16 protein-coding genes are annotated in these 23,224 nt (G+C 53.3%); 3 read left to right on the forward strand and 13 right to left on the reverse strand.

Annotated elements, in window-relative coordinates:
* Window positions 1-166 precede the first annotated feature (166 nt).
* Window positions 167-1,669, forward strand: a complete 1,503-nt coding sequence (locus ACYQ8U_RS05050) for a Na+/H+ antiporter NhaC family protein (protein ID WP_459944429.1) — start codon at window positions 167-169, stop codon at window positions 1,667-1,669.
* 248 nt (window positions 1,670-1,917) lie between these two features.
* On the opposite strand, the gene ACYQ8U_RS05055 is transcribed toward ACYQ8U_RS05050, so the two are convergent.
* From ACYQ8U_RS05055 to ACYQ8U_RS05070, 4 genes are all read right to left on the reverse strand, one after another.
* Window positions 1,918-3,240 carry a DUF945 family protein gene (locus tag ACYQ8U_RS05055; protein ID WP_459944430.1) on the reverse strand — a complete coding sequence of 441 codons (1,323 nt, stop codon included), beginning with the start codon at window positions 3,238-3,240 and terminating at the stop codon, window positions 1,918-1,920.
* A 67-nt stretch (window positions 3,241-3,307) separates the two neighbouring features.
* The gene (locus ACYQ8U_RS05060) at window positions 3,308-4,723 is read right to left on the reverse strand and encodes an FAD-dependent oxidoreductase (protein WP_459944431.1); all 1,416 of its coding nucleotides are present in this window, start codon (window positions 4,721-4,723) and stop codon (window positions 3,308-3,310) included.
* Between the two features lie 10 nt (window positions 4,724-4,733).
* Window positions 4,734-9,200, reverse strand: coding sequence for a glutamate synthase large subunit (gltB, locus tag ACYQ8U_RS05065; protein WP_459944432.1), 4,467 nt, complete (start codon window positions 9,198-9,200; stop codon window positions 4,734-4,736).
* A 260-nt stretch (window positions 9,201-9,460) separates the two neighbouring features.
* A complete protein-coding gene (locus tag ACYQ8U_RS05070) occupies window positions 9,461-9,694 on the reverse strand; it encodes a DUF1707 domain-containing protein (RefSeq protein WP_459944433.1) in 234 nt (77 codons plus the stop codon).
* A 283-nt stretch (window positions 9,695-9,977) separates the two neighbouring features.
* On the opposite strand from ACYQ8U_RS05070, the gene ACYQ8U_RS05075 reads away from it, so the two are divergent.
* Window positions 9,978-12,314: a DNA topoisomerase 3 gene (locus tag ACYQ8U_RS05075; RefSeq protein WP_459944434.1), complete on the forward strand. Its 2,337-nt coding sequence runs from the start codon at window positions 9,978-9,980 to the stop codon at window positions 12,312-12,314.
* A gap of 102 nt (window positions 12,315-12,416) precedes the next feature.
* Here the strand turns inward: ACYQ8U_RS05075 and ACYQ8U_RS05080 are convergent, their stop codons facing one another.
* The 3 genes from ACYQ8U_RS05080 to ACYQ8U_RS05090 all read right to left on the reverse strand — a co-directional run bounded on the left by ACYQ8U_RS05080 (window position 12,417) and on the right by ACYQ8U_RS05090 (window position 14,875).
* Window positions 12,417-13,583, reverse strand: a complete 1,167-nt coding sequence (locus ACYQ8U_RS05080) for a radical SAM protein (RefSeq protein ID WP_459944435.1) — start codon at window positions 13,581-13,583, stop codon at window positions 12,417-12,419.
* 229 nt (window positions 13,584-13,812) lie between these two features.
* The gene (locus ACYQ8U_RS05085; protein WP_459944436.1) at window positions 13,813-14,343 is read right to left on the reverse strand and encodes a rhodanese-like domain-containing protein; all 531 of its coding nucleotides are present in this window, start codon (window positions 14,341-14,343) and stop codon (window positions 13,813-13,815) included.
* A 70-nt stretch (window positions 14,344-14,413) separates the two neighbouring features.
* On the reverse strand, window positions 14,414-14,875 hold the full coding sequence (locus tag ACYQ8U_RS05090) for a MauE/DoxX family redox-associated membrane protein (RefSeq protein ID WP_459944437.1): 462 nt from the start codon (window positions 14,873-14,875) through the stop codon (window positions 14,414-14,416).
* Window positions 14,876-15,092: 217 nt separating this feature from the next.
* Between ACYQ8U_RS05090 and ACYQ8U_RS05095 the strand changes: the two genes are divergently transcribed.
* Window positions 15,093-15,470 carry a hypothetical protein gene (locus tag ACYQ8U_RS05095; RefSeq protein ID WP_459944438.1) on the forward strand — a complete coding sequence of 126 codons (378 nt, stop codon included), beginning with the start codon at window positions 15,093-15,095 and terminating at the stop codon, window positions 15,468-15,470.
* A gap of 106 nt (window positions 15,471-15,576) precedes the next feature.
* On the opposite strand, the gene hypD is transcribed toward ACYQ8U_RS05095, so the two are convergent.
* The 6 genes from hypD to ACYQ8U_RS05125 all read right to left on the reverse strand — a co-directional run bounded on the left by hypD (window position 15,577) and on the right by ACYQ8U_RS05125 (window position 23,221).
* Window positions 15,577-16,680 (reverse strand): hydrogenase formation protein HypD, encoded by a 1,104-nt coding sequence (gene hypD / locus ACYQ8U_RS05100; RefSeq protein WP_459944439.1) that lies wholly within the window; start codon window positions 16,678-16,680, stop codon window positions 15,577-15,579.
* Window positions 16,681-16,804: 124 nt separating this feature from the next.
* Window positions 16,805-17,047: a hypothetical protein gene (locus ACYQ8U_RS05105; protein WP_459944440.1), complete on the reverse strand. Its 243-nt coding sequence runs from the start codon at window positions 17,045-17,047 to the stop codon at window positions 16,805-16,807.
* A gap of 273 nt (window positions 17,048-17,320) precedes the next feature.
* Entirely contained in the window at window positions 17,321-18,673 is a 1,353-nt protein-coding gene (locus ACYQ8U_RS05110) for a Ni/Fe hydrogenase subunit alpha (protein WP_459944441.1), read from the reverse strand.
* 1 nt (window position 18,674) lies between these two features.
* On the reverse strand, window positions 18,675-19,616 hold the full coding sequence (locus ACYQ8U_RS05115) for an NADH-quinone oxidoreductase subunit B family protein (protein ID WP_459944442.1): 942 nt from the start codon (window positions 19,614-19,616) through the stop codon (window positions 18,675-18,677).
* 12 nt (window positions 19,617-19,628) lie between these two features.
* Window positions 19,629-20,048: a hydrogenase iron-sulfur subunit gene (locus tag ACYQ8U_RS05120; RefSeq protein ID WP_459944443.1), complete on the reverse strand. Its 420-nt coding sequence runs from the start codon at window positions 20,046-20,048 to the stop codon at window positions 19,629-19,631.
* Between the two features lie 110 nt (window positions 20,049-20,158).
* Entirely contained in the window at window positions 20,159-23,221 is a 3,063-nt protein-coding gene (locus ACYQ8U_RS05125; RefSeq protein WP_459944444.1) for an FAD-dependent oxidoreductase, read from the reverse strand.
* Window positions 23,222-23,224: the final 3 nt, after the last annotated feature.

The raw sequence follows: 23,224 nt of genomic DNA on the forward strand, positions 1-23,224 counted from the left end.
TGGCCGCCGTAACACACGCACCACACAGATGTAAAAGGATTTCTTTCAGGAATGAATCCGTGCTACTGTTTTTCTGTGAGTGCAAAGTGGATATTCTGGTTACAAACTATAAAGCTCAACATTATTCACAAACAGGCGTGCAGACTGTTTGTGTGGAGGAGAAGTAATGAGCGAATCAATAGGTTTGGAAGTCATTCAATCGACTGGTGATATTGATAAAAGTAAAACCAACAGGACACTGATAGAATACACCTTTCTAACAGTGGCTTTTCTAGCCATAACAATACTGGTACCTGACGATGAATCATCGTTTGGTATTGTCTCCGCTCTCCCCTCGGTATTTTTACTTTCATTTATATTTTACACAAAAAGAATTCTCGAAGGATTAACCCTGGCCTCTCTTTTGGCATTCTTCATGGCCCATAAACTGGATTTTTTTGGCCCAATGAGTACAACACTGACCGAAGTGTTGACTGACGAAAATACTCAATGGCTGTTTATTGTCTGTGGTCTAATGGGAAGTATAATAGCCTTAATCGAGAGGGCCGGAGGTGCATCTGCTTTCGGAGAATGGGTGGCTAGAAGGGCCAAGACCAGAAAAAGTACCCTCATGTGGACCTGGGTGCTGGGTATTGTGATATTTATTGACGATTACCTGAATTCCCTCACTGTCGGTTCCTGTATGGCCCCGATTACTGATAAATACAAGGTTTCAAGAGAAAAACTTGCATATATTGTTGACTCGACAGCCGCCCCGGTTTGTGTTTTGATCCCGATTTCTACCTGGGCCGTTTATATCGCTACTCTACTTGAGCAAGCAGGAGCTGCGCCCGAGGGAGAAGGGGTAAAGTATTTTATCCAAACAATTCCCTATAACGTGTATGGATGGGTTGCAGTACTCGTTGTTCCCCTTGTTATCCTTGGTTTCATACCTATCTTCGGGCCTATGAAAGAAGCTGAAAGGCGGGCAACGGAAGAAGGAATTCTTGCTCCCCCGGGATCAGATAAAATTGATATTCACAGCGGTCAAACCGTGAAAACGCCGAGCAAGCCAAGAGTATTGAATTTCTTCCTGCCGATTCTGGTGCTGGTTGGGTCGACGATTTACTTTGATATCGACATGCAGCTTGGAGTCCTCGCAACTGTTGCCTTTATGTTTGTTCTCTACATCTTTCAAGGATTGATGGGGCCTGAGGATTTTTTTGATACATGTGTTGTCGGTATCAAACAAATGCTGTTCCCCCTCCTCATGGTTATTCTTGCCTTGACCTTTGCAAGTGCTAATGAGAAAATCGGTTTTCTCACCTATGTTATCGATACCGCCAAGGTGTATATGACTCCGGAAATGATGCCTTTTGTTGTATTTAGCGTACTCGGTATCACGGAATTTATCATGGGACTGAGCTGGGGAATGTATGCTATTGCGATTCCGATAGTAGTACCCCTGGCAATCGCAGTTGGCGCCAATCCATTGGTAGCTGTTGGTGCTGTCTGTTCGGCAGGGGTATGGGGCAGTCATATATGTTTCTATTCTGATGCCACTATCTTAAGTTCGGCAGCAACTGGTTGCGATAATTATCGCCATGCGGTGACCCAGATGCCGTATGGATTTCTTGGCGCATTTATCAGTGCAGTAATTTTCCTCATAATTGGTTACATGGGAATCTAGAGTAATCAATTAGAGAACAAGACCAGTCCTGCTGTTTCAAACTGCCGGTGAGCAAGAAAACTATGCTTCACGACTTTCTTACTCACCGGCATTGATTATGTGTTTTGTGCACATTGATATCATAAAGGTTATGGAAATTTAATGGCCGAAAGAAAAACTACCTGGGATTCAACCGGAGCAAGTTCGGCAATTTAATTTCACATAAACCCTATTCTTTCTCCGCCAATATACAGCGAAAATGCGGCTTACTAAAATACCACCACCTGGCCATTCAGATACAGCTTGCCGTCTCTGGTCTCGCCCTTGTGACTGAGATAGTCGCCGTCCTGGACAAATAACCCGGTTGGCATGCCCGAATAGAGTGGCGACAAAAGCATGGGATTGTCACCGACAAGTTCTGCCGGAAGGCGTAGATTGGACTGCAGAGAAAAAATATCCACCACCTGCTCCGGTTGCTGCAAAAGTGGGACAAACTGCACAAAGGTCATATCCTGATTCAGGCTTATTGCCGCATCACCCTTCACTTCTCCCGCCGGCAATTTGGCGTACAAATCGGAGATTTGCAGCTCCAAGCCCTTTTTCATTAATTTTTCATATGCCGCAAAAACCTGCAATCGCCTCTGGGCCATCTGCTCCTGCAGGATTGTTGTCATTTTTTCAGGATCATCTTCTGCAGTGCTCATATCCTGCAAGACACTCTGCGCCATCTCGGTGTACAACTTCATGAATTCTTCAAAACCCTGGATATCCATATTGATGATGCCAAGTCGGACAAAACCGTTATCGACCTTGTCCGGCCCGGCCTGCAGTTGATCGGCGCCAAAGGTAGTGACGACGGATATTGTGTTTTCTTCGCTATCCGCATCGACAGAATAGTCGCCTTTAAAATTCACCAGCGCAAGCTGTTCGAGGTCCCCGTCAGTTTTGCTTTTTTTCACCGCCAGGGAGAGCGTACCGTCCCAGAGATAGGGGGAGATCTTTTCCAGCGTCGAGGAAATGACGATACCGTCCGCCTGCACTTTTTGTGGAACGGCAAAACCTTCCCAGAAGGCCTCGGACGAGAAATTTTTCAAGGTATCATCGCAGGAAAAAACGGCTCTGCCACGCTTAATTTCAGCAACTTCATCTTCTAGCGGCACAGAAAAAGCGTCGAGGATGATTGCTGCATCAATCTGTCCGGAAAAGGAGTATTCAGTGGTGATCGTCAAAGGGTTTTTACCGGAAAGCTTATTGTTGACAAAATCGGCGAACCATTTGTTTTCATCAAGACTGGTTGTCGAGACAATGCCGGTCAATCCATGCTTCGCATGGTCGACAAAAAGTATTTCATCAACGCCGTATATCGCCTGCAAGCTGCCCAATTTCATTTTCCACTCAATTTCTGTCGAGGAAAAACCTCTGTCATAATGCACTATTTCGATCGAGGCATCGGAACCATTCTCGGTATACATGGTATTGAGATTGTTAAATGACCGTTTGACAACTCTCTCCATAATCAGGCCGCTGAAAAATGGTGCACCAATTCCGGCAACTGCAATGAGTACAATAATACCGCCGACAATTTTTTTCATTCCTGCTCCTTGGCAGCTGAGAAATTCTTTGTTGTGTTCCTAGGTACAACGACTGTTTTTAAAAATGTCATACATCGAGATAGTCAAGAATGGATTCCGCCGCGCTGCGCCCTTCGGCAATAGCCGTAACCACCAGGTCGGAACCGCGAACCGCGTCGCCGCCGGCAAAAATCTTCTCGCTGCTGGTCTGGAAAGGAAACCGGCCGCCGGCAGGAGCGTCGATAAGCTGCCGGTCATTTACGAAAATTCCATTTTCCTTGAGCCATTCCGGCGGACTCGGCCGGAAGCCGAAGGCCATGATGATGCTGTCGGCATCGAGCACCACCTCGGTGCCGGCAATGGCTTCCGGCTTTCGCCTGCCCCGTTCATCGGCTTCGCCGAGCCGGGTGTTGACCACTCTGACGCCGGTGACATGTCCGTCTTCGCCGATAACAATGCCGAGCGGCTGGAGATTCCACAGAAAGCGCACTCCCTCGTCCTCGGCATTTTGCACTTCCCGGGCCGAGCCAGGCATATTTTCCCGATCCCGGCGATAGACACAGACGACGTCAATTGCCCCCTGGCGAATCGCCGTACGCAGACAATCCATGGCCGTATCCCCGCCACCAAGAACAACCACCCGTTTCCCTTGCTGATCGACATAGGGGTAGCGCTCACGCTTTAATTCCATTTGACGGTCGATGTTGCCGATAAGATAGTCGAGGGCGTCGTACACCCCTGTCGCTGCTTCGTTTTCCAGAGCGGCGCGCATCGACGTATAGGTACCGGTGGCGACAAAGACCGCATCATATTCCGCCAGCAGGCCGGCAAAGGGCAGATCAGGGCCGACCTCCACCCCCAGTCGAAAGGTAATACCCATATCGGTGAAAACTTTCCGCCGCAGCTCCATGACCCGTTTGTCGAGTTTGAAGGCGGGAATGCCAAAGGTGAGCAACCCGCCGATTTCCGGATGGCGGTCAAAGACCACCGGCTGCACGCCATTGCGGATCAGCACATCGGCACAGCCAAGACCGGCAGGCCCGGCACCGATCACCGCCACCCGCTTGCCGGTCGGTACCACCTTGGTAAGATCCGGACGCCAGCCCATCTGCAAGGCGGTATCGACGATGTATTTTTCTATACTGCCGATGGTCACCGCGCCATAATCGTTATTGAGGGTGCAGGCCCCTTCACAGAGCCGGTCCTGGGGACAGACCCGGCCGCAGACCTCCGGCAGGCTGTTGGTCTGGTGACAGAGCTCGGCCGCCTCGATGATCCGTCCCTCGTTGGCCAGCTGCAGCCAGTCGGGAATGTAGTTATGCACCGGGCATTTCCATTCGCAATAGGGGTTGCCGCAGTCGAGACAGCGGTCCGCCTGCATCTGCACCTGCGCTTGCTGCAGAGGATGATAGATTTCGACAAACTCATGCCGCCGCCGTTCAATCCTTTTCTTTTGCGGATCAACCCGCTCCACTTCGATAAACTGAAATAAATTCCGGCTCATACTCTTCCCCTTAAAAAACGACTGCCAGAGTTTCTCGTGGCGAGTTGCCCCGATGGCCGAGCAGGGTCGCGACATCGGATGTTTTTGGTTTCACCAGTTTGAAGAGGCCGGCGTACTGTTCATCAAAGCCGGTCAACAGCCGCTCGGCCCGCTCACTGCCCGTCTCGAGGAAATGTGCGTTGATCATTCCCCGCAGATGTTCGCGCAGGACCGCCTGGTCTTCCAGGGTGATGCTGTCAACCAGTTCCGGATTCAGCCGCGACTCCATGGCACCGAATTCATCAAGGACATAGGCAAACCCGCCGGTCATTCCTGCCCCGAAATTCACCCCGGTCTCGCCAAGGATGGTGACAATACCGCCGGTCATATATTCACAGCCGTTATCGCCGATGCCTTCAACCACTACCCTGGCCCCGGAATTCCGCACCGCAAAGCGTTCCCCGGCCCGGCCCGCGGCAAACAGCCAGCCGCCGGTGGCGCCGTACAGACAGGTGTTGCCGATAATCACCGCCTCGTGGCTTTTGTAGGCAACACCCAGCGGGGGTCGAACGACCAGCTTGCCACCGGCCATCCCTTTACCGACATAATCGTTGGCATCGCCGGTCAGTACCATATGCAGGCCGCCGGCATTCCAGGCGCCGAAACTCTGTCCGGCGGTCCCACTGAACAACAGATGAATCGGTGCATCCTTCATGCCTGTATTACCGTGCAGGGCGGCAATTTCCCCGGACAGTCGCGCACCGACCGTCCGATCAGTATTGCGGATGGTAAAACTGCCTCCCCCGCCGGACATGGTGGCAACGGCCTGACGAAAACGTTCTTCGATCTGCAGGTTAAGTCGGCCGGGATCGTCGGGAACATTGGCCTCCCGAAAAAAGAGGCTGCTGGTTGCCGGAGGCTGAAAGGTATCGAGAATGTGCCCAAGGACAAGCTTCTGCTGTTTCGCCGTGATGCCGGGCAGTTCTTCAAGCAGATCCGTCCGGCCGATCAGATCGGTCAGTTGACGAATGCCCAGCTCGGCCATATGCATTCGTGTTTCCTGCACCATAAAGCGAAAATAGTTCATGACCATCTGCGGCACCCCGGCAAAAAATTCTTTGCGCAGCGTCTCATCCTGCGTGGCCACCCCGGTTGCACAGTTGTTCAAGTGGCAGATGCGCAGAAATTTGCAGCCGAGGGCAATGAGCGGCCCGGTACCGAAGCCAAAACTCTCGGCACCGAGAATGGCCGCTTTAATGATATCCAGGCCGGTCTTCAAACCACCATCGACCTGCAGCTGCACCTTATGGCGCAGTCCGTTGGCCACCAGCGTCTGCTGGGTCTCGGCCAACCCCAGTTCCCAGGGACTGCCGGCATATTTTACCGAGGTGAGCGGGCTGGCTCCCGTGCCGCCATCGTAGCCGGAGATGGTTATCATGTCGGCATAGGCCTTGACCACGCCGGTGGCGATGGTGCCGACGCCGGGTTCGGCGACCAGTTTGACACTGACCCTCGCCTTGGGATTGACCTGCTTGAGGTCAAAGATCAGCTGGGCCAGATCCTCAATAGAATAAATGTCGTGGTGCGGCGGCGGAGAGATGAGCGTCACCCCGGGCACCGAATAGCGCAGGGCGGCTATCTGGGCGGTCACCTTATGCCCGGGCAGCTGCCCGCCCTCCCCCGGTTTAGCCCCCTGGGCCATTTTGATCTGGATCACCTCGGCGTTCATCAGGTAATGCGGCGTAACCCCGAAACGGCCGGAGGCCACCTGCTTTATTTTTGACACCCGTTCGGTACCGAACCGGTCCGGATCCTCCCCGCCTTCACCGCTGTTGGAAAAACCGCCCAGACGATTCATGCCGATGGCCAGCGCCTCATGGGCCTCCTGGCCGAGTGCGCCGATGGACATGGCGGCGGAGTCAAAACGATTGTAGAATTTTTCCGCCGGCTCCACCGCAGAAAGAGGTATTGCACCCGTGTCTTTTTTCAGGCGCAGCAGATCCCGCAGACAGGCAACCGGACGATCATTGACCAGGGCGGAATAGCGCTGATAGTCGTTGAACTCGCCGCTGCGTACTGCTTTTTGCAGGGCTTCAACCACATCGGGGTTATAGGCATGGTACTCGCCGCCATGGATATATTTGAACAGCCCTCCCCGGCCCAGCGGTTTATGGCGTCGCTTCCAGCCATACGCGGCCAGTTCTTGCTGATCCGCCTGAAAATCATCAAAACCTGCCCCGGCAATGCGGCTGGCCACCCCGTTAAAACAGAGCTCGGTCACCTCGGCGGCAAGTCCAACCGCCTCAAAAAGCTGGGCGCACCGGTACGAGGAGATGGTGGATATACCCATTTTCGACAATATCTTCAGCAAACCCTTATCGATACCTCGGCGGTAGTTGACGATAGCCTGCCTCAGACCGACCTGCACCGACCCTTCATCGACCATCTGGGCGAGCGACTCATAGACCAGATAGGGGTAGACGGCGGTCGCTCCCATGCCGAGCAGCACGGCAAAATGATGCGGATCACGGCAGTCGGCGGTTTCCACGATAATGTTCGCATCGCAGCGTAACTGATTGTCGACCAGCACGCGCTGCACGGCGCCTACCGCCATCGCAGCGGGAATGGGCAGAGTCTCCGGCGTAATATGGCGATCCGAGAGGATGAGCAGGACGGCCCCTTGTTCCACCTCTTTTCTGGCCATGCGGCAGAGTTCTTCAATGGCCTTTTTCAGCCCAAGCTCTCGGCGGTAGTTGAGATCAAAGCTCACCTGACGATAATGCTTCGGATCGAGCTGCAGAAGCTGCTGCAGATCGCTGTAGACAAGCACCGGCGATTGAAACATCACCCGGTAGGCGTGGCCCTGGGCCTCGTCGAAAACATTCTGCTCCCGCCCGACGCAGGTGGCCAGCGACATGACATGTTTTTCCCGCAGCGAATCGATCGGCGGGTTGGTCACCTGGGCAAACATCTGCCGGAAATAGTCGTAGAGGCTGCGCCGCTTCGAGGACAACACCGCCATCGGTGCATCATCGCCCATCGAACAGACCGGTTCCTGCCCGGTCTCGCCGAGGACCTTGATCATCTGCTCCAGCTCTTCATTGGTATAGCCAAAGAGCTTCTGATAGAGAAGCAGCCGGTCATCGTCAAGGGACCTGGTCCCCGTTGCCAGACCATCATCCTGCTCAAAAGAAGAGAGTTTTCGACAACATTTCTCCATCCACTTTTTATAGGGATGACGGCTCTTCAGCTCCCTGTCGATATCCCAGGAGGTCCAGCGTTTGCCGGACAGGGTGTCGATCACCAGCAGCTCGCCGGGTCCGACCCGACCTTTCTCCAGCACCTCGTCCGGTTCGTAGTCCCAGATCCCGACCTCGGAGGCGAGGGTAATGAGCTTATCTTTGGTGACCACATAGCGGGCCGGTCTCAGGCCGTTACGATCAAGGCCGCAGGCAGCGAAACGGCCATCGCTCATGACGATGCCGGCCGGGCCATCCCACGGCTCCATATGCATGGAGTTGAAATCGTAGAAGGCGCGCAGGTCAGCATCCATGTTCGGATGATTCTGCCAGGCAGGCGGGATGAGCAGCCGAAAGGCCCGGAACAGATCCATGCCGCCGGCGAGAAACAGCTCGAGCATATTATCGAGAGATGAGGAGTCGGAGCCGGTGGTGTTGACAAAGGGCGCGGCTTCGGCCATATCCGGCAGCAGCCGCGACCGGAATTTGTAGGAGCGGGCCTTCGACCATTGCCGGTTGCCGGTTATGGTGTTGATCTCCCCGTTATGCGCCAGATACCTGAAGGGCTGAGCGAGTGACCATCTGGGCAGGGTATTGGTGGAAAATCGCTGGTGAAAAAGACAGATGGATGACTGCATCCTGATATCGGCCAGATCAGGATAAAAAAGCGGCAGGTCGACCGGGCGGCACAAGCCTTTATAGACGATCACCAGGTTGGACAGACTGGCGATATAGAAATCGGCATCATCGGTGATCCGTTTTTCCACCCGGCGGCGAACCATGTACAGGCGTCGTTCGAGTTCCTTCGAGCCCCAGCCGAAGGGCCCGTTAAAAACAACCTGGACGATATGCGGCAAGGTTTTGCCGGCAAAATCGCCAAGTACCTCCGGGTCAACAGGGACGTCACGCCAGGCGACAACAGTAAGGGTCTCCTTCTCCAGCTCCTCCTCGATGGCCCATCTGGCCACTGTCGCCCTGGCGTCATCACGACTGAGAAAAATCATGCCGACGCCGTACCTGCCGCCGAGACTCCAGCCCTCCTCCGCTGCCAGCAATCGGAAAAAATTGTCCGGCTTCTTTAGCAGCACGCCGCAACCGTCGCCGGTTTTACCGTCGGCGGCGATACCGCCGCGGTGGGCCATTCGGGCCAGAGAAGAAATTGCCGTCCGCACCAGTTTATGGCTGGCTTCGCCCTCGAGATGGGCCATCAGGCCAAAGCCGCAGTTTTCTTTTTCTAATTGCCGATCGTATAGGGCCATGCTGTCCTCTTCAAACTCAGGAGAAATTCATTGTTTTTTCCATATGCGGTAGTACAATTTTATCTGTTGTAAATCAACCATATTGACCGGCACAAGTCACCATTCTTTTCAGCAATGGTTCTCATTACGGAAAATTTATAGTTGGACAATACCCCATCAGGGCATAGCCGGCTGGACGAACAGCTTATAGCTTTCTTTGACTTTCCCCGGAAAAACTCAAGGGGGACTGAACTGAGTGACAGGCGTTCTTGACTAGGGTACTAATAAACAATCGATCTGCTTTTGACTTCTTCTTTTCGGCGATTATATTCCTCCTCGGTAATCCGTCCAGCCCTGAAGTCCTCTTCCAAGGCGTCCATGGTCCGTTTATTTTGATATTCATAGGCAGCTCCGGCAGCACCGACGCCTACAGCTGCTCCACCAGCCATCTCCTTGCTGCAGCTCGAGAGGAACAACAGAGGGACAATCATTATCGACCACAGAATTTTTTTCATATTCTCACCTACGCTGAATTTTACTTCTGCTGACGCAGAGGCAGTTTGCTCGTTGCAATTGTCATAACCGTCGCAGGCAATCTCCTTTGCGCCTCCATACATTCATACCCCCAGGTTTTGGATTGGAATTTGCTTTGGCAAGAGAATCAGTTCGTTTGATAGAAAAAATGTAACTCTTCTCATCGGGGAGTCAAGCGGGTAATATTATGCGAGCATTTTGCTATTGCTGGTGACCGGATACGTGAAAATGACCATGAGATATTTCATATAATAAGAGTTTTACATGGGAATAACGCTGCTTATTGCGGAAAAACCGAGTGTTGGAAAAGATCTTGCCACATTCCTCGGAATAGTCGGCCGGGGAAAGGGTTTTTATAACTGCAAGGGGGATGTCGTCTGTACCTGGTGTATTGGACATCTCCTGGAGCAGGCGAATCCGGATGCCTATGATCCGCGATATAAACGATGGAGAGCTGAAGATTTACCTATTATTCCAGACAAATGGATACTGGACCCCCTCCCCCGTACCAGAGAGCAGCTGCATATAATTGACGGGTTGCTGAAAAGATCGGAAAAAGTCATTAATGCCGGCGACCCTGAGCGGGAAGGTCAGCTGATTGTTGATGAGGTACTCGATTTTCTTGGCTACACCGGTCCTGCCGAGAGGTTATGGATATCTGCATTGGATGTGCGGACCATAAAAAAGGGTTTTGCCAACCTCAGAGACAATGCCGAGTTTAAAAATATAAAAGATGCAGCCATATGCCGCTCCAATGCCGATTGGCTGGTCGGCATCAATGTCACCAGAGGTCTCACCATTGCCGCCGGCCAGTCCAACACCGTACTCTCAGCCGGACGAGTTCAGACGCCGACCCTTGCACTGGTTGTGGGCAGGGACCGGGAGATCGAGCAGTTCACCACAACACCGTACTGGGTACTCAGAGCATCTGTCGACCACGCAGCAGGTCAGTTTATTGCCACCTGGAATCCGGACGAACTTGCACCCGGTCTCGATGCGGAAGGTCGTCTTGTCAACGACAAGGTTGCCGAAGAGCTCATCCTGAAGGTTACCGGGCAGGAAGGTGTTGTCGTTGAAAAAAACGAGGTGTTGAAGACAAAATCTCCGCCGCTTCCTTTTCTGCTTTCCGATCTGCAGAAAAAAGCCGAGGACAAGTTTGGCTATTCCCCAAAACAAACGCTGGAGCTGGGTCAGGGGCTGTACGAAAGGCACAAGGCGCTCACCTATATGCGCACCGAATGCCGCTATCTGCCAAATGAAATGTTTGAGGATGCCCCGAGTATTGTGCAGTGCCTCCGCGCCCAGAACATTGAGGGAGCAGACGACGCCGATCTCACCATCCAATCGCCTGCATGGAATACCAAAAAGCAGGGAGCAGAGGCACATCATGGTATTATTCCCACCGAAGTCATTCCCAGAAATCTGACAGAGGATGAACAAAATATTTATCTGCTGGTGGCTAGACGATTTTTGAAACAGTTCTACCCGGATTACCAGTACTCTTCGAGCAGCATCATTGTTGAGGCAAAGGGTGAACTGTGGAAAGGTTCGGGCATTACCATCAACAATCAAGGGTGGATGGCCCTCAATGATCAGCAAACCAAAGAAAAATTTTTGCCTGCGGTGACCAAAGGAGATCAGGTAAAGATCGACAAAGTTGACAAGGAACAGAAATTCACCAAACCGCCGAGCAGGTTTACCGAAGCCTCGTTGCAGGTTGCCATGACCGAGGTCCATAAATTTGTCGAAGATCCGATCATCAAAGCCCGGCTGAAAGAGAATTCCGGTATCGGTACATCCGCAACAAGAACCAATATCATCACTGAACTGCAAAACCGGGAATATCTGCAAAAGACCGGGAAAATACTCATCTCGACTCCCCGGGGACGGGAATTGATCGATAAAATTCATCCTTCCCTGAAAAATCCCGGTATGACGGCGATCTGGGAAGATGCGCTTGACAGGATCTGTGAAGGTGACCTGGGCAGGGAAGCGTTTCTCGAAGAGTTGACCAAGCGTATGTCCACCATGGTCAAATATGCACTTCAAACCCGTTTCTCCGAGGAGGTGATGGGTAAAATATACCGTTGCCCCTGTGGCGGGCAGCTCTCGCGTCTGGAATCGAAAACTAAACGGGGGAAATTTTTCTGGATCTGCTCGTCCGGAAAGGAAAAAGACTGTCCGTTACGTTCCGATTTCAACGGCGCGCCCGGTGCTGCGTTCATGGACCGCCCGGAAACTGGTCCCCAATGCCCTCATTGTCGGACGGGATATCTCATTCGATATGAAAGTAACCATAAGATAGGGAATTATTTCTGGGCCTGCTCCACCGGCAAAAAAGGCAATTGCCCCCTGATCAGAGACGAAAACGGCAGTCCTGGAAAACCAGTCATAGACCCGGGTGCACCGAAGGCGCCATGCCCGGCGGAGAAGTGCAAAAACATGATGACCCTGATTCAGTCACAGAATAACAAAGATTTTTATTTTTGGAAATGTACCGACCCCTCACACCCCTTGCGACTCAATGACCACGGTAAGCCTGGCGAAGAAATGATTTTCGGTAAAAAGAAAAGTACACCTGTCCGTGACGCAGCCGGATGATGTGCATCCTGTCAATTTCCAGCCACCTGCGATTCTTTCATTAGCATAGAAGGGTTGACACCTAAGCATTATATCTAACCCCGGTAAACGGGAAATAAGGCACTAAATAAACCGCCTCATCAGTTCGTCAACCGCCTCATCGACGTTGTCCGGAGTGATACCACCACGCCGGCAGGCATTTTCCACATGCTGCCGCTTCGTTGCAGCTTGCATATCATCCAGGCCTCGAAACAGCCCCATCCTCCGGCCGACCTGATAGAGCATCCTTTCTCTTGGGTCCATCTCAAGAAAGTCTTGCACAATGCCAACCATTTTTTCCTTGTCCTGCGGATATTTCCCCTCAAGGTTCTCAAAAAGATTGAGGATGTGATCGCTTTTCAGGGTGCTGGTAATACCATCGAGGGTTTGAAGAAAGACGAGGAGTTCCCGGGCCGTCTCGACATCACCTAACTTCTGAAAATCCCCCCTGCTGTACTCGGCATACAGCTCGACATGCTCAGGGATGGCCAGCGTCCGCAGGCGGATGAAGTCCGGGTTGATCTGATTCAGGGCATCGGCACTCTCCAGGGCATGCTCTTCGGAAAGATCTTTTCCACCCAATCCTGGCATAATGTATTCCGAGAGTTCCATCCCGGCCTGTTTCACTTTTTGTCCAGCGACAATATGGGTCTTTTTATCGACCCCTTTCTTAATCCGGGCGAGCACCTTGTCCGAACCGCTCTCCATGCCGATATGGATCCGCGATAGCCCTGCCGCGGCCATAAGCTGGAGATTATGTGCACTTATCCTGGCTATGGTATGCGACCGACCATAGGAGGTTATCCTCTCCACCCACGGAAAACAACGCTGTAGATGCTGCAGAATGGTAATGAGACGCTCCGGTTTGATGATCAGACTGTTGGCATCCTGGAGAAAGATCGAGCGCATGCCGGAAGCCGCCCACTGCAGCGCGGCATTGAGCGCGGCCCTATCGCCTGCACCATCGAGGGCGCGAAGTCGCTCGATATCGGCCGGGTAGACCTTGCCGCTTTTGCCGGCGCATTTTCTGATCTCAAGCACATAGTGATGGACACGATTAATATCCTCCAACACGTCTTCCATGGACCGCAGGGAGAAATCCCGGCCCTTATACACCGGACAGAAGGTGCATCGATTCCACGGACAATTGCGGCTTATGCGCAGAAGCAGACTCCCCGCCTCGCTTGGCGGCCGAATCGGCCCCTGCTCAAAACCTTTGTAGCCATTTTTTTTAGGATCGGTTGCGTGCATGTATAGTCCTTATTACTGGTTTTACTTAATAATGCTGTACAATTGTCAAATATAAGGCTTCATCGGCAGAAAAACAACAATGCCGACGCGAGCAGATATACTCTTTCACACCCATTCCTGCCCAGGACCACTATTTAAATGAAGAGAAATGCCAAAAGGGCGCGGCAATCTATACTGATCGCCGCGCCCTTTTCCAGGAGTTACTGCTTTCGCTGAAACTTTTTACCGGTTATTTTACCTTTTCCATGTCAAAGTCCGCACCCTTCCAGGCAAAGATCCCGCCCGGATATCTATAAACGTTTGTATAACCAAGTTTTTTCGCCCAGAGTGCACCATTATGGCTCCGAGTGCATTTGACAAAACCGCAGTAGACAACGATCTTTTTTGCTGTATCCGGACCTAGCAGTTGCAGGTATTCTTGCTGGCTTTTGCCGTCGGTCTGTTGACTGTCCCATTCCACCATGTCGGGAATTGGAAAAAGAAACTGTTTTGCGGTTGGTATATGCCCTTTTTTGTAACTGTCTTCATAGGGCATGGTATCGATAATCAATATATCTTCCCCGGTTTTCATAAGCTCATTCAGTTCAGTGGTGGTAATAACATTATACCCACCCTCGGCAACATCACGGACCAGATTCACCGCTTCGATTTCCTTTTCCACTTCGTCTTTAAATTTGCCAGTGCCGAAAGCAAAGGCACTGGAGGCGGCAAATACCACCGCAAATACCATCATTACTGCTGCGAGTGCAATTTTCTTCATGGTTTTCAATCCCTATACATGGTTAATAAGCTGGGGGGGGGTACCTCCAGGAGGCTGGTACTCCTTTCCCTCAATGTGAAAAAGTACAATGACGGTACCGGTGGTACCAGAATGAGTAAAGGAGAGGGACGAACATAACAATATCCCGGACGAGAGCGGCTCGAAGACCCTGAAAAGCGGTATGCTCCGGATCCTCCGGGCCAAAACAGCCACAATCGATATCCAGTCCCTGGCCGATTGAATACGCTAAGAGAACAATGAAAAAGAGCAGCAGCAGTGCCACCCCGACCTTGCTTTTCAGGCTGTTAAACAGTAACCCCACGGCGAGACCTACCTCCACCACAGGCAACACCACCGCGGCTGGTAATAAAAGCATGTCCGGGAGAAGAGCGTAGGCATCAATTATCTCGGCAAAACCACGGACATCAAAGAGCTTAGGCAGGCCGGCAGCGAGGAAAATCAGGCTGATTATCCAGCGGCCAATGCGGTCCACCCACAGCAGCCTCTCCTGGAGGTTCTTTTTCTCGTCCATCGACAACTCTTCACATATGATTGATAAGCAATAGAGAAAATCATATTACAAAAAACATTCGCATCATGCCGAAATTTCAACAGATAGTCCAATAGTTATTTCCTATCGGAACACCACCAGCCATTGTTATTACTGATCTCTCCAGCGCCGTCTTCAGCCGAGCGACAGAAACATTAAACAGGTATTTAATTTTGGACTTTTAACGAAAGCTGCTTAAATGAAAGAAAAGAAAAAAATATTGCTGAAGGAGGGTTTCCTTATGGCTGCTGCAGGCTACCGTTTACCGCCGCTTTATCTTGCTGCATGGGCAATAGGCGCGCTGGGCATTGTCGGTCTTGCTGGTGTTTGGCTTCTGCATCCGCCCGCACACCTCTATACCGGTCTGGTCTATTTGTCTTTTGCCTGCATAGCCTTTGGTGCAGGCGAAATACTCAACCATCCAAAACCACCGCAGCTCCCCACCGAGGCAACCACTCCTCCTGCCGACAGAGAGCTCTGTCGTCGGCGCAATCCATGCAGTCTTGGCAATTTATTTGACATCGGTGGCCTGCTGCTTTTCTTCGTTGGCCTCTCAGCCCTGCTCTTTCCCCGGTAATTGCTACTCAGCGAAAACCGAAAAGTACACAGCGCAGCAATTGCCACGGGGAAGGTATTGCAGTTCCACCCGCAGGCAGGATAAGATTGCGTGTTGTGACAGCCTCCTAGGCAACAACCCGACTGCCTTGCACATTGTATTTGAAATAGGAAGAACAGATACCCTCATCGGAGATCATGCACGGACCGATAGGCGACTGCGGGGTACAGACCATGCCGAAGGCAGGACAGTCCGGCGGAAGGCCGCGACCGGAAATGATCGCATTGCACTGACACATGCACGATTCCTGACCTTCCTTAAACCTGACGTTGAATCTCTTGGTGGCATCGAACAGGGACAGCTCATCACGAATGACAAATCCGCTCTGCTCTATGGTGCCGAGGCCACGCCAGTCGGTATCGACGGCGAAGAACACCTCCGACACCATTTTCCTGGCCTTTTTATTGTCATCGGAAGAATAGATAAAGGCGGAGGTATCATCAAAAACCGACTCGCCCCGGCGTATCTGTTTCACCAGACTGAGGATGCCCTCGAGGATCTCGACCGGCTCAAAGCCGGCAATATAACAGGAGAGATTATGTCTTTTCGCCAGTTCGGTATAGGCCTCGGTATCGGAAATGGTATTGATATGATCGGAACAGAGCAGGCCGCGGATGTTCAGGTCCGGGTCCATCATCAGCACATCGATCGTCGGAGGCAATAACCTGATCGAGGGAATAACGCAGAAGTTTTCTATGCCCAGACGTGCCGCCTCGAGTATTGTTTCGGCGACACTCGGTGCAGTGGCCTCAAAACCGACCGCCGGATAGACCACAGTAAAATCAGGTTCCCGCCGGGCAATATCAAGGGCATCCATGGGTGAAGATATTATTTCCACCCTGGCGCCCTTTTTCCAAATGGAACCAAGAGATTCGTGGCTGCCCGGAACACGCAGCAGGTCTTCACAGGCGGCGGTGATGACGTTCGGCTGCATACCGACCTTGACAAAGGCATCGATATGCCCGGCCGGCATGACACAGACGCTGCAGCCGGGGCCGGCGACGAGATCAATTTCTTCCGGCAGCAGTTGGCGAAGACCGTATTTGAGAATGGCCCTGTTCTGTGTACCGCAGGCCACCATCAGCCGCATGGGCCGGTCGACCAGATGGTGTATTTCTTCAAGCAGTGCTTCCTGGAGATGAAGATTGTTCGTTTCTTTCCCGGCTTTCATTCGGTAGACCTCTCACCCCAGGTGAAATAAGGAGAACTTTCACCTGAACACCCTGATAAAATTTTGGAAAAAAGACCTGTCTTTTTCCCAAAAAGGACAACGGCACAATAAAACAACGGCACAATTATTCCGAGGCTTCCGCCTCGCTTTTCATTGTTTTATAGCTCGCGGAGTCAACAACTTTTTCGCTTTCCAGTTTTTCGATCTCCGCTCGAGTCAAGTGAAATTTTCCACATGCCGGACACGTACCGTCAAAATCATCGCCGACAGCCCGCGCTTTCAACTCGTCAATCGTCATGTGATCCAGTTTGCCGCATGCACCACTGGGATTTTCCGCCCGTACCTGCACTCTATGTGTGTGTGGCATGGTAACCTCCTGCACAATTATCTTTATTCCCGGTGGGGAACACAAATAAGTACGTTGTCTATACTACATTATCGACCAAAAAAAACAATAAAGACCACACAGAATATCTTTTCATCGGCGGCCGTCAACCGCCTGTCACCCACCGCCAGGACAGCGGCGGGTGACCCGGAAGACCGATCAGCTGACTATCCTGTCAAGCTCTTTTCCCTTGGCATCCACAATACTTACCGATACCGGTATGCCGCCATCCAGGCGGTGCGTTGCACAGGACATTCAGGGGTCGTAGGCGCGAACCGCCATCTCCACCTGATTGAGCAACCCTTCGTCGTATATGCCGTCTTTAATGAGGGTTGTCGCCGCCTGCTTGACGCTCATATTCATCGGTGCGATGTTATGGGTCGTGCCGACAATGAGATTGGCCTTGGTAATGCAGCCGTTGTCGTCGGTGGTGTAATCATGGATCAGGGTACCCCGGGGAGCCTCGACAATACCTATCCCACGACCGGCCTTCGGCTCGACATGGGCACGTACATTTGGATTGGTGATGCCTTCCCATTCAAGCAGTTCAATGGTCCGCTCACAGGCATAGACCATTTCAATCAGCCGGGCATAATGATACAGCAGGGTCTGCTGCGCCGGACGGCCAAAGGTACTCCGGAAGGCTTCAAGTGCCGCCTGCGCCCTCGGCGTAGAGATCTTGTCGCAGACATTGATGCGCGCCAGGGTGTTTGCCCGGTAAATTCCCTTCGGTGCGGTAAGACTCATGTCGAAGCCCTCGTTCCAGGATTTGGCATAGGGCATTTTCGAATAGCCCCAGGGCTCGACATGTTCGCCGATAAAATCGGTGTATGCCGCCCCTTCAAAGTCGACATAACTGCCGTCAGCCTTCATCAGCCGCTGCTTGCCGTCATAGAGGCGCAGTGCGCCGTCCTCACGGTCAACGGTGCCGAGAAAACCAGTCTTGATCACGCCGAGATCGCTGATGACGTCCATGTATTTACTGAACACATTGTCAATGGCGTAATCAAGGGCATAGAGGGCGAAATCAAGCAGCGTCCTGGTGCCTTCGAGCAACTCTTTGCGCTCCTCCTCCATCATCGGTTTGGCAAAGCCGCCGACCACGCCGGCAATCGGATGAATGGCCTTGCCGGCAAACTTGTCGAGCATCATCTGACCCAGCTGGCGCATTTTGACCACCTTGCCGGCAAGCTCCGGCGCCGCTTTCACCACGCCGATGACATTACGCACCGAGTAATCCGCGTCCGGTCCAAGGACGAAATCGGGGGCGGCAAGAAAGAAAAAGTGCAGGATCTTGTCGTTGATATGCGCCATGACCTGACACATTTCCCGCAGCTTGTGGCCGGTTTCCGTCGGCGTTACGCCGAAGGCGCCGTCAACCGCCTTGTTAGAGGCAAGATGATGCATCCACGGACAGATGCCGCAGATACGATTGACAATACGGGGCACCTCTTCCGCCGCTCTGCCCTCAATAAATTTTTCAAACCCGCGCAGGGACTGGATGTGCAGGAACGCGTCCTGCACATTGCCGTCATCGCCCAAATGGATGGCGATCTTGGCGTGCCCCTCAATGCGGGTAACCGGCGCAATATTTATTACCTTTCCCATCTTAATCCTCCTCCACGACCCGTTTTTTCACCGGTCGAAGTTGTCCGTGGGCTCCTGAAAATCGCAGTATCGACCGGCGGTCAACAACTGATTTATAGTCAATTCCGTTACTCGCCAGGGCATTCATCATATCAAGCAGTTGATTGCCGTCCTTACGCACCGGGCCAAAACATCCCCGACAGGGCACCCTGGCACTGATGCAGGCCGGTGCGCCACGCTTGGCACAGCCGGCTGCCGTCACCGGCCCCATGCACAAATAACCCTGCTCGAGCAGACAGCGCATCTCCTCGATCGGCGCCCCGGGCACAAAGTCGGCATTCGTGATAAAACGCTTCACCTGGCTGACATCGCCCTTCCCTTCGCGCCTGGTCGGGCAGGTATCACAGACACTTTTGCCCGGAAGCACCGGGGCCCTGCCCTCGACCAGCGACAGGATCACCTCGGCGATCAGTGCCGGATTGGGCGGACAACCGGGCAGCTGCATATCTATCTTCACCTTCTCGTCACAGGCATAGACCCGATCGAGCGGCGCCGGCACCTCAACGGTGGGTATCTTCGCCCCCGGATCAGTCGTCTCGGTGTGAAAAATCCCCTCCCAGCTCTCTGCCCGATCCTGGCCGTTCATCAGGGCGGGAATGCCGCCGTGCGTCGCGCAGGTACCAAGGGCAATCAACACCTTGCATTTGGCCCGCATCTCTTCGAGTACTTCCAGGTGTTCGTGATTGCTTACCCCGCCGGTGACAATGCCGACAACGGCCTCGGGTATCGTCAGGGTCAGCCCTTCGCCGCACTGACCAAAATACTTATGATCCATCAGTACGGGGCAATGGACAATGTCCAGGGCCTCGGTGATAATCGGCACGAGATCTTCGCCGATGTTCAGGAGGGCAATCTCACACCCCGAACAGGATCCCAACCACTCCATAGCAGTAGTTACAGCCATATCTCCCTCCCTTTATGCCACCGAGGCATCCTGACCGTTTACCGGACCTAATTTTTTGATGCGTGCGGTCATCTGTGTCACCGCCGCAACGAACTTATCCGGCTCCGCCGAGGAAACCCAGGTCAAGTTGAACCGTTCTGCCTCGTAACCAAAATCTTCCAACAGTTCAACCACCATGTCGGAACGGGTCATCGCTTTATAATTACCATCCAGGTAATGACATTCACCGAGGTGTCAGCCGAGGACCATCACCCCGTCCGCCCCCTGCGACAGGGCATCCATGATAAATTCAGGATGAACCATCCCCGAGCACATTACTCGAATTATCCGCACGTTATGTGGATACTGCATCCTCGCGGTACCCGCCAGATCAGCTGCGGCGTAGGAGCACCAGTTGCAGCAGAATGCAACAATTTTAGGCTCAAAGCTCATGTGTTTTACTCCTTCTCACTGTAAAGTTCATTTCGAAGAACTCCTCCGGACCACACAAGGAGAACGGTGCCGCACGGCCGGAGAAGCCTTCGATGTAATCAAGATAAAACTCAGACGGCCAGCGCCGCCTGAATCTGCGCGCTGATCTGCTTCATGGTAAATCCGGAGACATAGACGCCACGTTTGGGGCAGGTGCCCTGGCACAGACCGCAGCCTTTGCACTGCGCCTTGTTCACCGCAATCACCTTGCCGGCGGCCTGGCCGTCTTTGGCCGGTTTATCAACCAGGGTAATGGCATGATAGGGGCAGACATCGACACAGAGGGCGCAGCCATCGCAATACCGCTCATCGACGGCCGCTTTCACCGCATCGAGATAGACATGACTCTTCGACAGCAGGGTGGCAGCTCTGGCCGCGGCGGCCAGGGCCTGGGCGACTGATTCCTCGATCGGCTTCGGGTAGTGGGCCAGTCCTGCAACAAACATCCCGTCGGTGGAAAAATCAACCGGCCGCAGTTTGGCGTGCGCCTCCTGGAAAAAGCCCTGTCCATCGACTGGAACCTTGTAGAGTTTACCAAGCTCCGCGGCATCGGCCTTAGGCCGAATGGCGACGGCCAAGATGACCATGTCCGCCTCGATCTTTAAGGGGCGATGCAGCACATGATCCCAGACCTCGACGTCGATGACCGGTCCATTTTCGGTAACCTTCGGTTTGCCGTGCAGCTCATAGTTAATAAAGATGACGCCGAGCTTTCTTGCCTGCTTATAGAGGGCCTCGCGCTGGGCATAGGTGCGCATATCCCGGTAGAGGATATACACATTGCGCGCCGGGTTCTCTTTTTTCAGGGCAATGGCCGACTGTACGGAATGGGTGCAGCAGACCTTTGAGCAATACATACTGCCCTCTTCCCTGGAGCCGACACATTGAATGAAGACGAACCGCCTGGCCCTGCGCACATGGGCCTCCTTCAATTCAAAAAGCTTGTCGAACTGCACCGAAGTGACGACCCCGGTTATGGAATTATAGTTGTACTCGTGGGGAATAGAGGCATCTCCGCCGGTGGCGACAATTCCCGCCCCGTGCTCAATAACCTTGGTCTGGCCATCCTTGCCGGTGATTGTCGAGCGGAAATTCCCGACAAAGCCCTCCACTCCGGTTACCGTAGACGCTTTGTGAATGATGATTTTGTCGTTGTACACCAGTTTGTCGACCAGCTTGGCCACCTGGGTCGGCACATGTTCCCCGGCCCAGCTATGCTTCAGATTGAGGGCATTGCCGCCGAGGATGTCCGTCCGTTCAACCAGATGCACCTCAAAACCCTGCTCGGCGAGATTCAGGCCGGCGGTCATGCCGGCGACCCCGCCGCCGATGACCAGCGCCTTCTGGGTGATCGGCACGGAAATCGGTTTGAGGGAATCACCATACGTCACCTTGGCCGCGGCCATGCGCACCAAATCCTTCGCCTTGGCGGTGGCCGCTTTCGGGTTATCGGTGTGCACCCAGGAATTGTGATTTCTGATGTTGGCCATTTCCACGAGATATTCATTGAGGCCGGCGGCCTTCAGGGTTTCACGGAACAACGGCTCATGGGTACGGGGCGTACAGGCGGCGACGACAATCCTGTTCAGTTTCTGTTCCTGAATACGCTTGACAATCATCTCCTGGGTATCCTGAGAACAGGAGAACAGGTTGCGTTCGACATAGACGACATCCGGCAGAGTGGCGGCATATTCGTCCACTGCCTTGACATCGACGACCCCGGCGATATTCGAGCCGCAATGGCAGACAAAGATACCGATACGCGGCTCTTCCTGGGAGACGTCTCTTTCTTTGGGAAAAGTCGGCTCCCTGGTCAGCTCAAACCTGGCCGGCGAGAGCAGGTCGGCCACGGCAGCGGCGGCAGCGGATCCTTCAACGACCGACTGAGGAATATCCTTCGGTCCGGCAATGGCGCCGCAGGTGAAGATGCCTTCCCGTGAGGTCTGCACCGGGGCAAAGTCGGAGGTGGCGGCAAAATTGTCCGCCGTCAGCTTGATATCCGCGGTGTGGGCAAGCTCGAGGACATGCTTCGGCGTCTGCAGACCAACCGACAGCACGACCATGTCATAGAACTCTTCGAGCTGGCGACCGTCCTCGTTGACATAACTGAGGCGCAGGTCGCCGCCCGAACCATCGGGCTCCACGCCATTGACGCGGCAACGGACAAAGCGTACGCCGGAATCTTCCTTGGCCCGCTCCATATACAGATCAAATTCCTTGCCATGGGTGCGCATATCCATATAAAAGATCGACGTCTGCAGTCCCGGCGCATGGTCCTTGGCAATGACCGCTTCCTTGATGGCATACATGCAACAGACCGAGGAACAGTAGCCGTTATTGCACAGGTTTTCGTCCCGTGAGCCGATACATTGCAGAAAGGCAATCTTATTCACCGGCTTGCCGTCGGAAGGACGAATCAGATGTCCTTCGGTCGGCCCGGAGGCGGAGAGGTATCTCTCGAGCTGCAGGGAGGTGATGACATTGGGGTAGACGCCGTACCCCCAGACACCGGCATCGGTTGGATCGTAGGCCTCAAATCCCGGCGCCAGGATCACCGCGCCGACATTGAGCTGGTGCATCTTTTCCGTGTCATGGAAATTAATTGCCCCGGCATCGCAGACCTTCTCACAAAAACCGCAGGCCCCGGGCTTTTGCAGACGAATACAGGCAGCGGGGTCGATCTGATACTTGAGCGGCACCGCCTGGGCGTATTTCACATAAATCGCCTTGCGTTTGCCGGTGGCCGCATCGTACTCGCTATCGACCTTTTTCGGACACTTCTCGGTGCACGCCCCGCAGGCAATGCATTTCTCCATGTCGACGTACCGCGGAGATTCCTTCACGGTTACGGTAAAATTCCCAGCCGTACCATCGATTCTGGTAACTTCACTGAGGGTCATCAATGTAATATTCAAGTGCCGACCGCACTCAACCAGCTTTGGCGCGATAATTCACATCGAGCAGTCATTGGTCGGGAAGGTTTTGTCCAGTTGCGCCATGGCCCCACCGATGGCGCCGGTCTTTTCTATCAAATAGACGTAATATCCGGAATCGGCGAGATCCAAGGCCGCCTGCATCCCCGTGACGCCGCCTCCGACAATCATTACCGAGCCAATTTTTTTTGTGTACAGCATGAC

The sequence above is a fragment of the Desulfocastanea catecholica genome, assembly GCF_054657295.1.

Bases quoted from the DNA above. Each gene is read 5' to 3' on its own strand.
- ACYQ8U_RS05110 (WP_459944441.1), bottom strand. From the start codon at position 18,673: ATGGGAAAGGTAATAAATATTGCGCCGGTTACCCGCATTGAGGGGCAC.
- ACYQ8U_RS05070 (WP_459944433.1), bottom strand. From the start codon at position 9,694: ATGAAAAAAATTCTGTGGTCGATAATGATTGTCCCTCTGTTGTTCCTC.
- hypD (WP_459944439.1), bottom strand. From the start codon at position 16,680: ATGAAAGCCGGGAAAGAAACGAACAATCTTCATCTCCAGGAAGCACTG.
- ACYQ8U_RS05105 (WP_459944440.1), bottom strand. From the start codon at position 17,047: ATGCCACACACACATAGAGTGCAGGTACGGGCGGAAAATCCCAGTGGT.
- ACYQ8U_RS05075 (WP_459944434.1), top strand. From the start codon at position 9,978: ATGGGAATAACGCTGCTTATTGCGGAAAAACCGAGTGTTGGAAAAGAT.
- gltB (WP_459944432.1), bottom strand. From the start codon at position 9,200: ATGGCCCTATACGATCGGCAATTAGAAAAAGAAAACTGCGGCTTTGGC.
- ACYQ8U_RS05060 (WP_459944431.1), bottom strand. From the start codon at position 4,723: ATGAGCCGGAATTTATTTCAGTTTATCGAAGTGGAGCGGGTTGATCCG.
- ACYQ8U_RS05085 (WP_459944436.1), bottom strand. From the start codon at position 14,343: ATGAAGAAAATTGCACTCGCAGCAGTAATGATGGTATTTGCGGTGGTA.
- ACYQ8U_RS05090 (WP_459944437.1), bottom strand. From the start codon at position 14,875: ATGGACGAGAAAAAGAACCTCCAGGAGAGGCTGCTGTGGGTGGACCGC.
- ACYQ8U_RS05095 (WP_459944438.1), top strand. From the start codon at position 15,093: ATGAAAGAAAAGAAAAAAATATTGCTGAAGGAGGGTTTCCTTATGGCT.
- ACYQ8U_RS05115 (WP_459944442.1), bottom strand. From the start codon at position 19,616: ATGGCTGTAACTACTGCTATGGAGTGGTTGGGATCCTGTTCGGGGTGT.
- ACYQ8U_RS05050 (WP_459944429.1), top strand. From the start codon at position 167: ATGAGCGAATCAATAGGTTTGGAAGTCATTCAATCGACTGGTGATATT.
- ACYQ8U_RS05080 (WP_459944435.1), bottom strand. From the start codon at position 13,583: ATGCACGCAACCGATCCTAAAAAAAATGGCTACAAAGGTTTTGAGCAG.
- ACYQ8U_RS05055 (WP_459944430.1), bottom strand. From the start codon at position 3,240: ATGAAAAAAATTGTCGGCGGTATTATTGTACTCATTGCAGTTGCCGGA.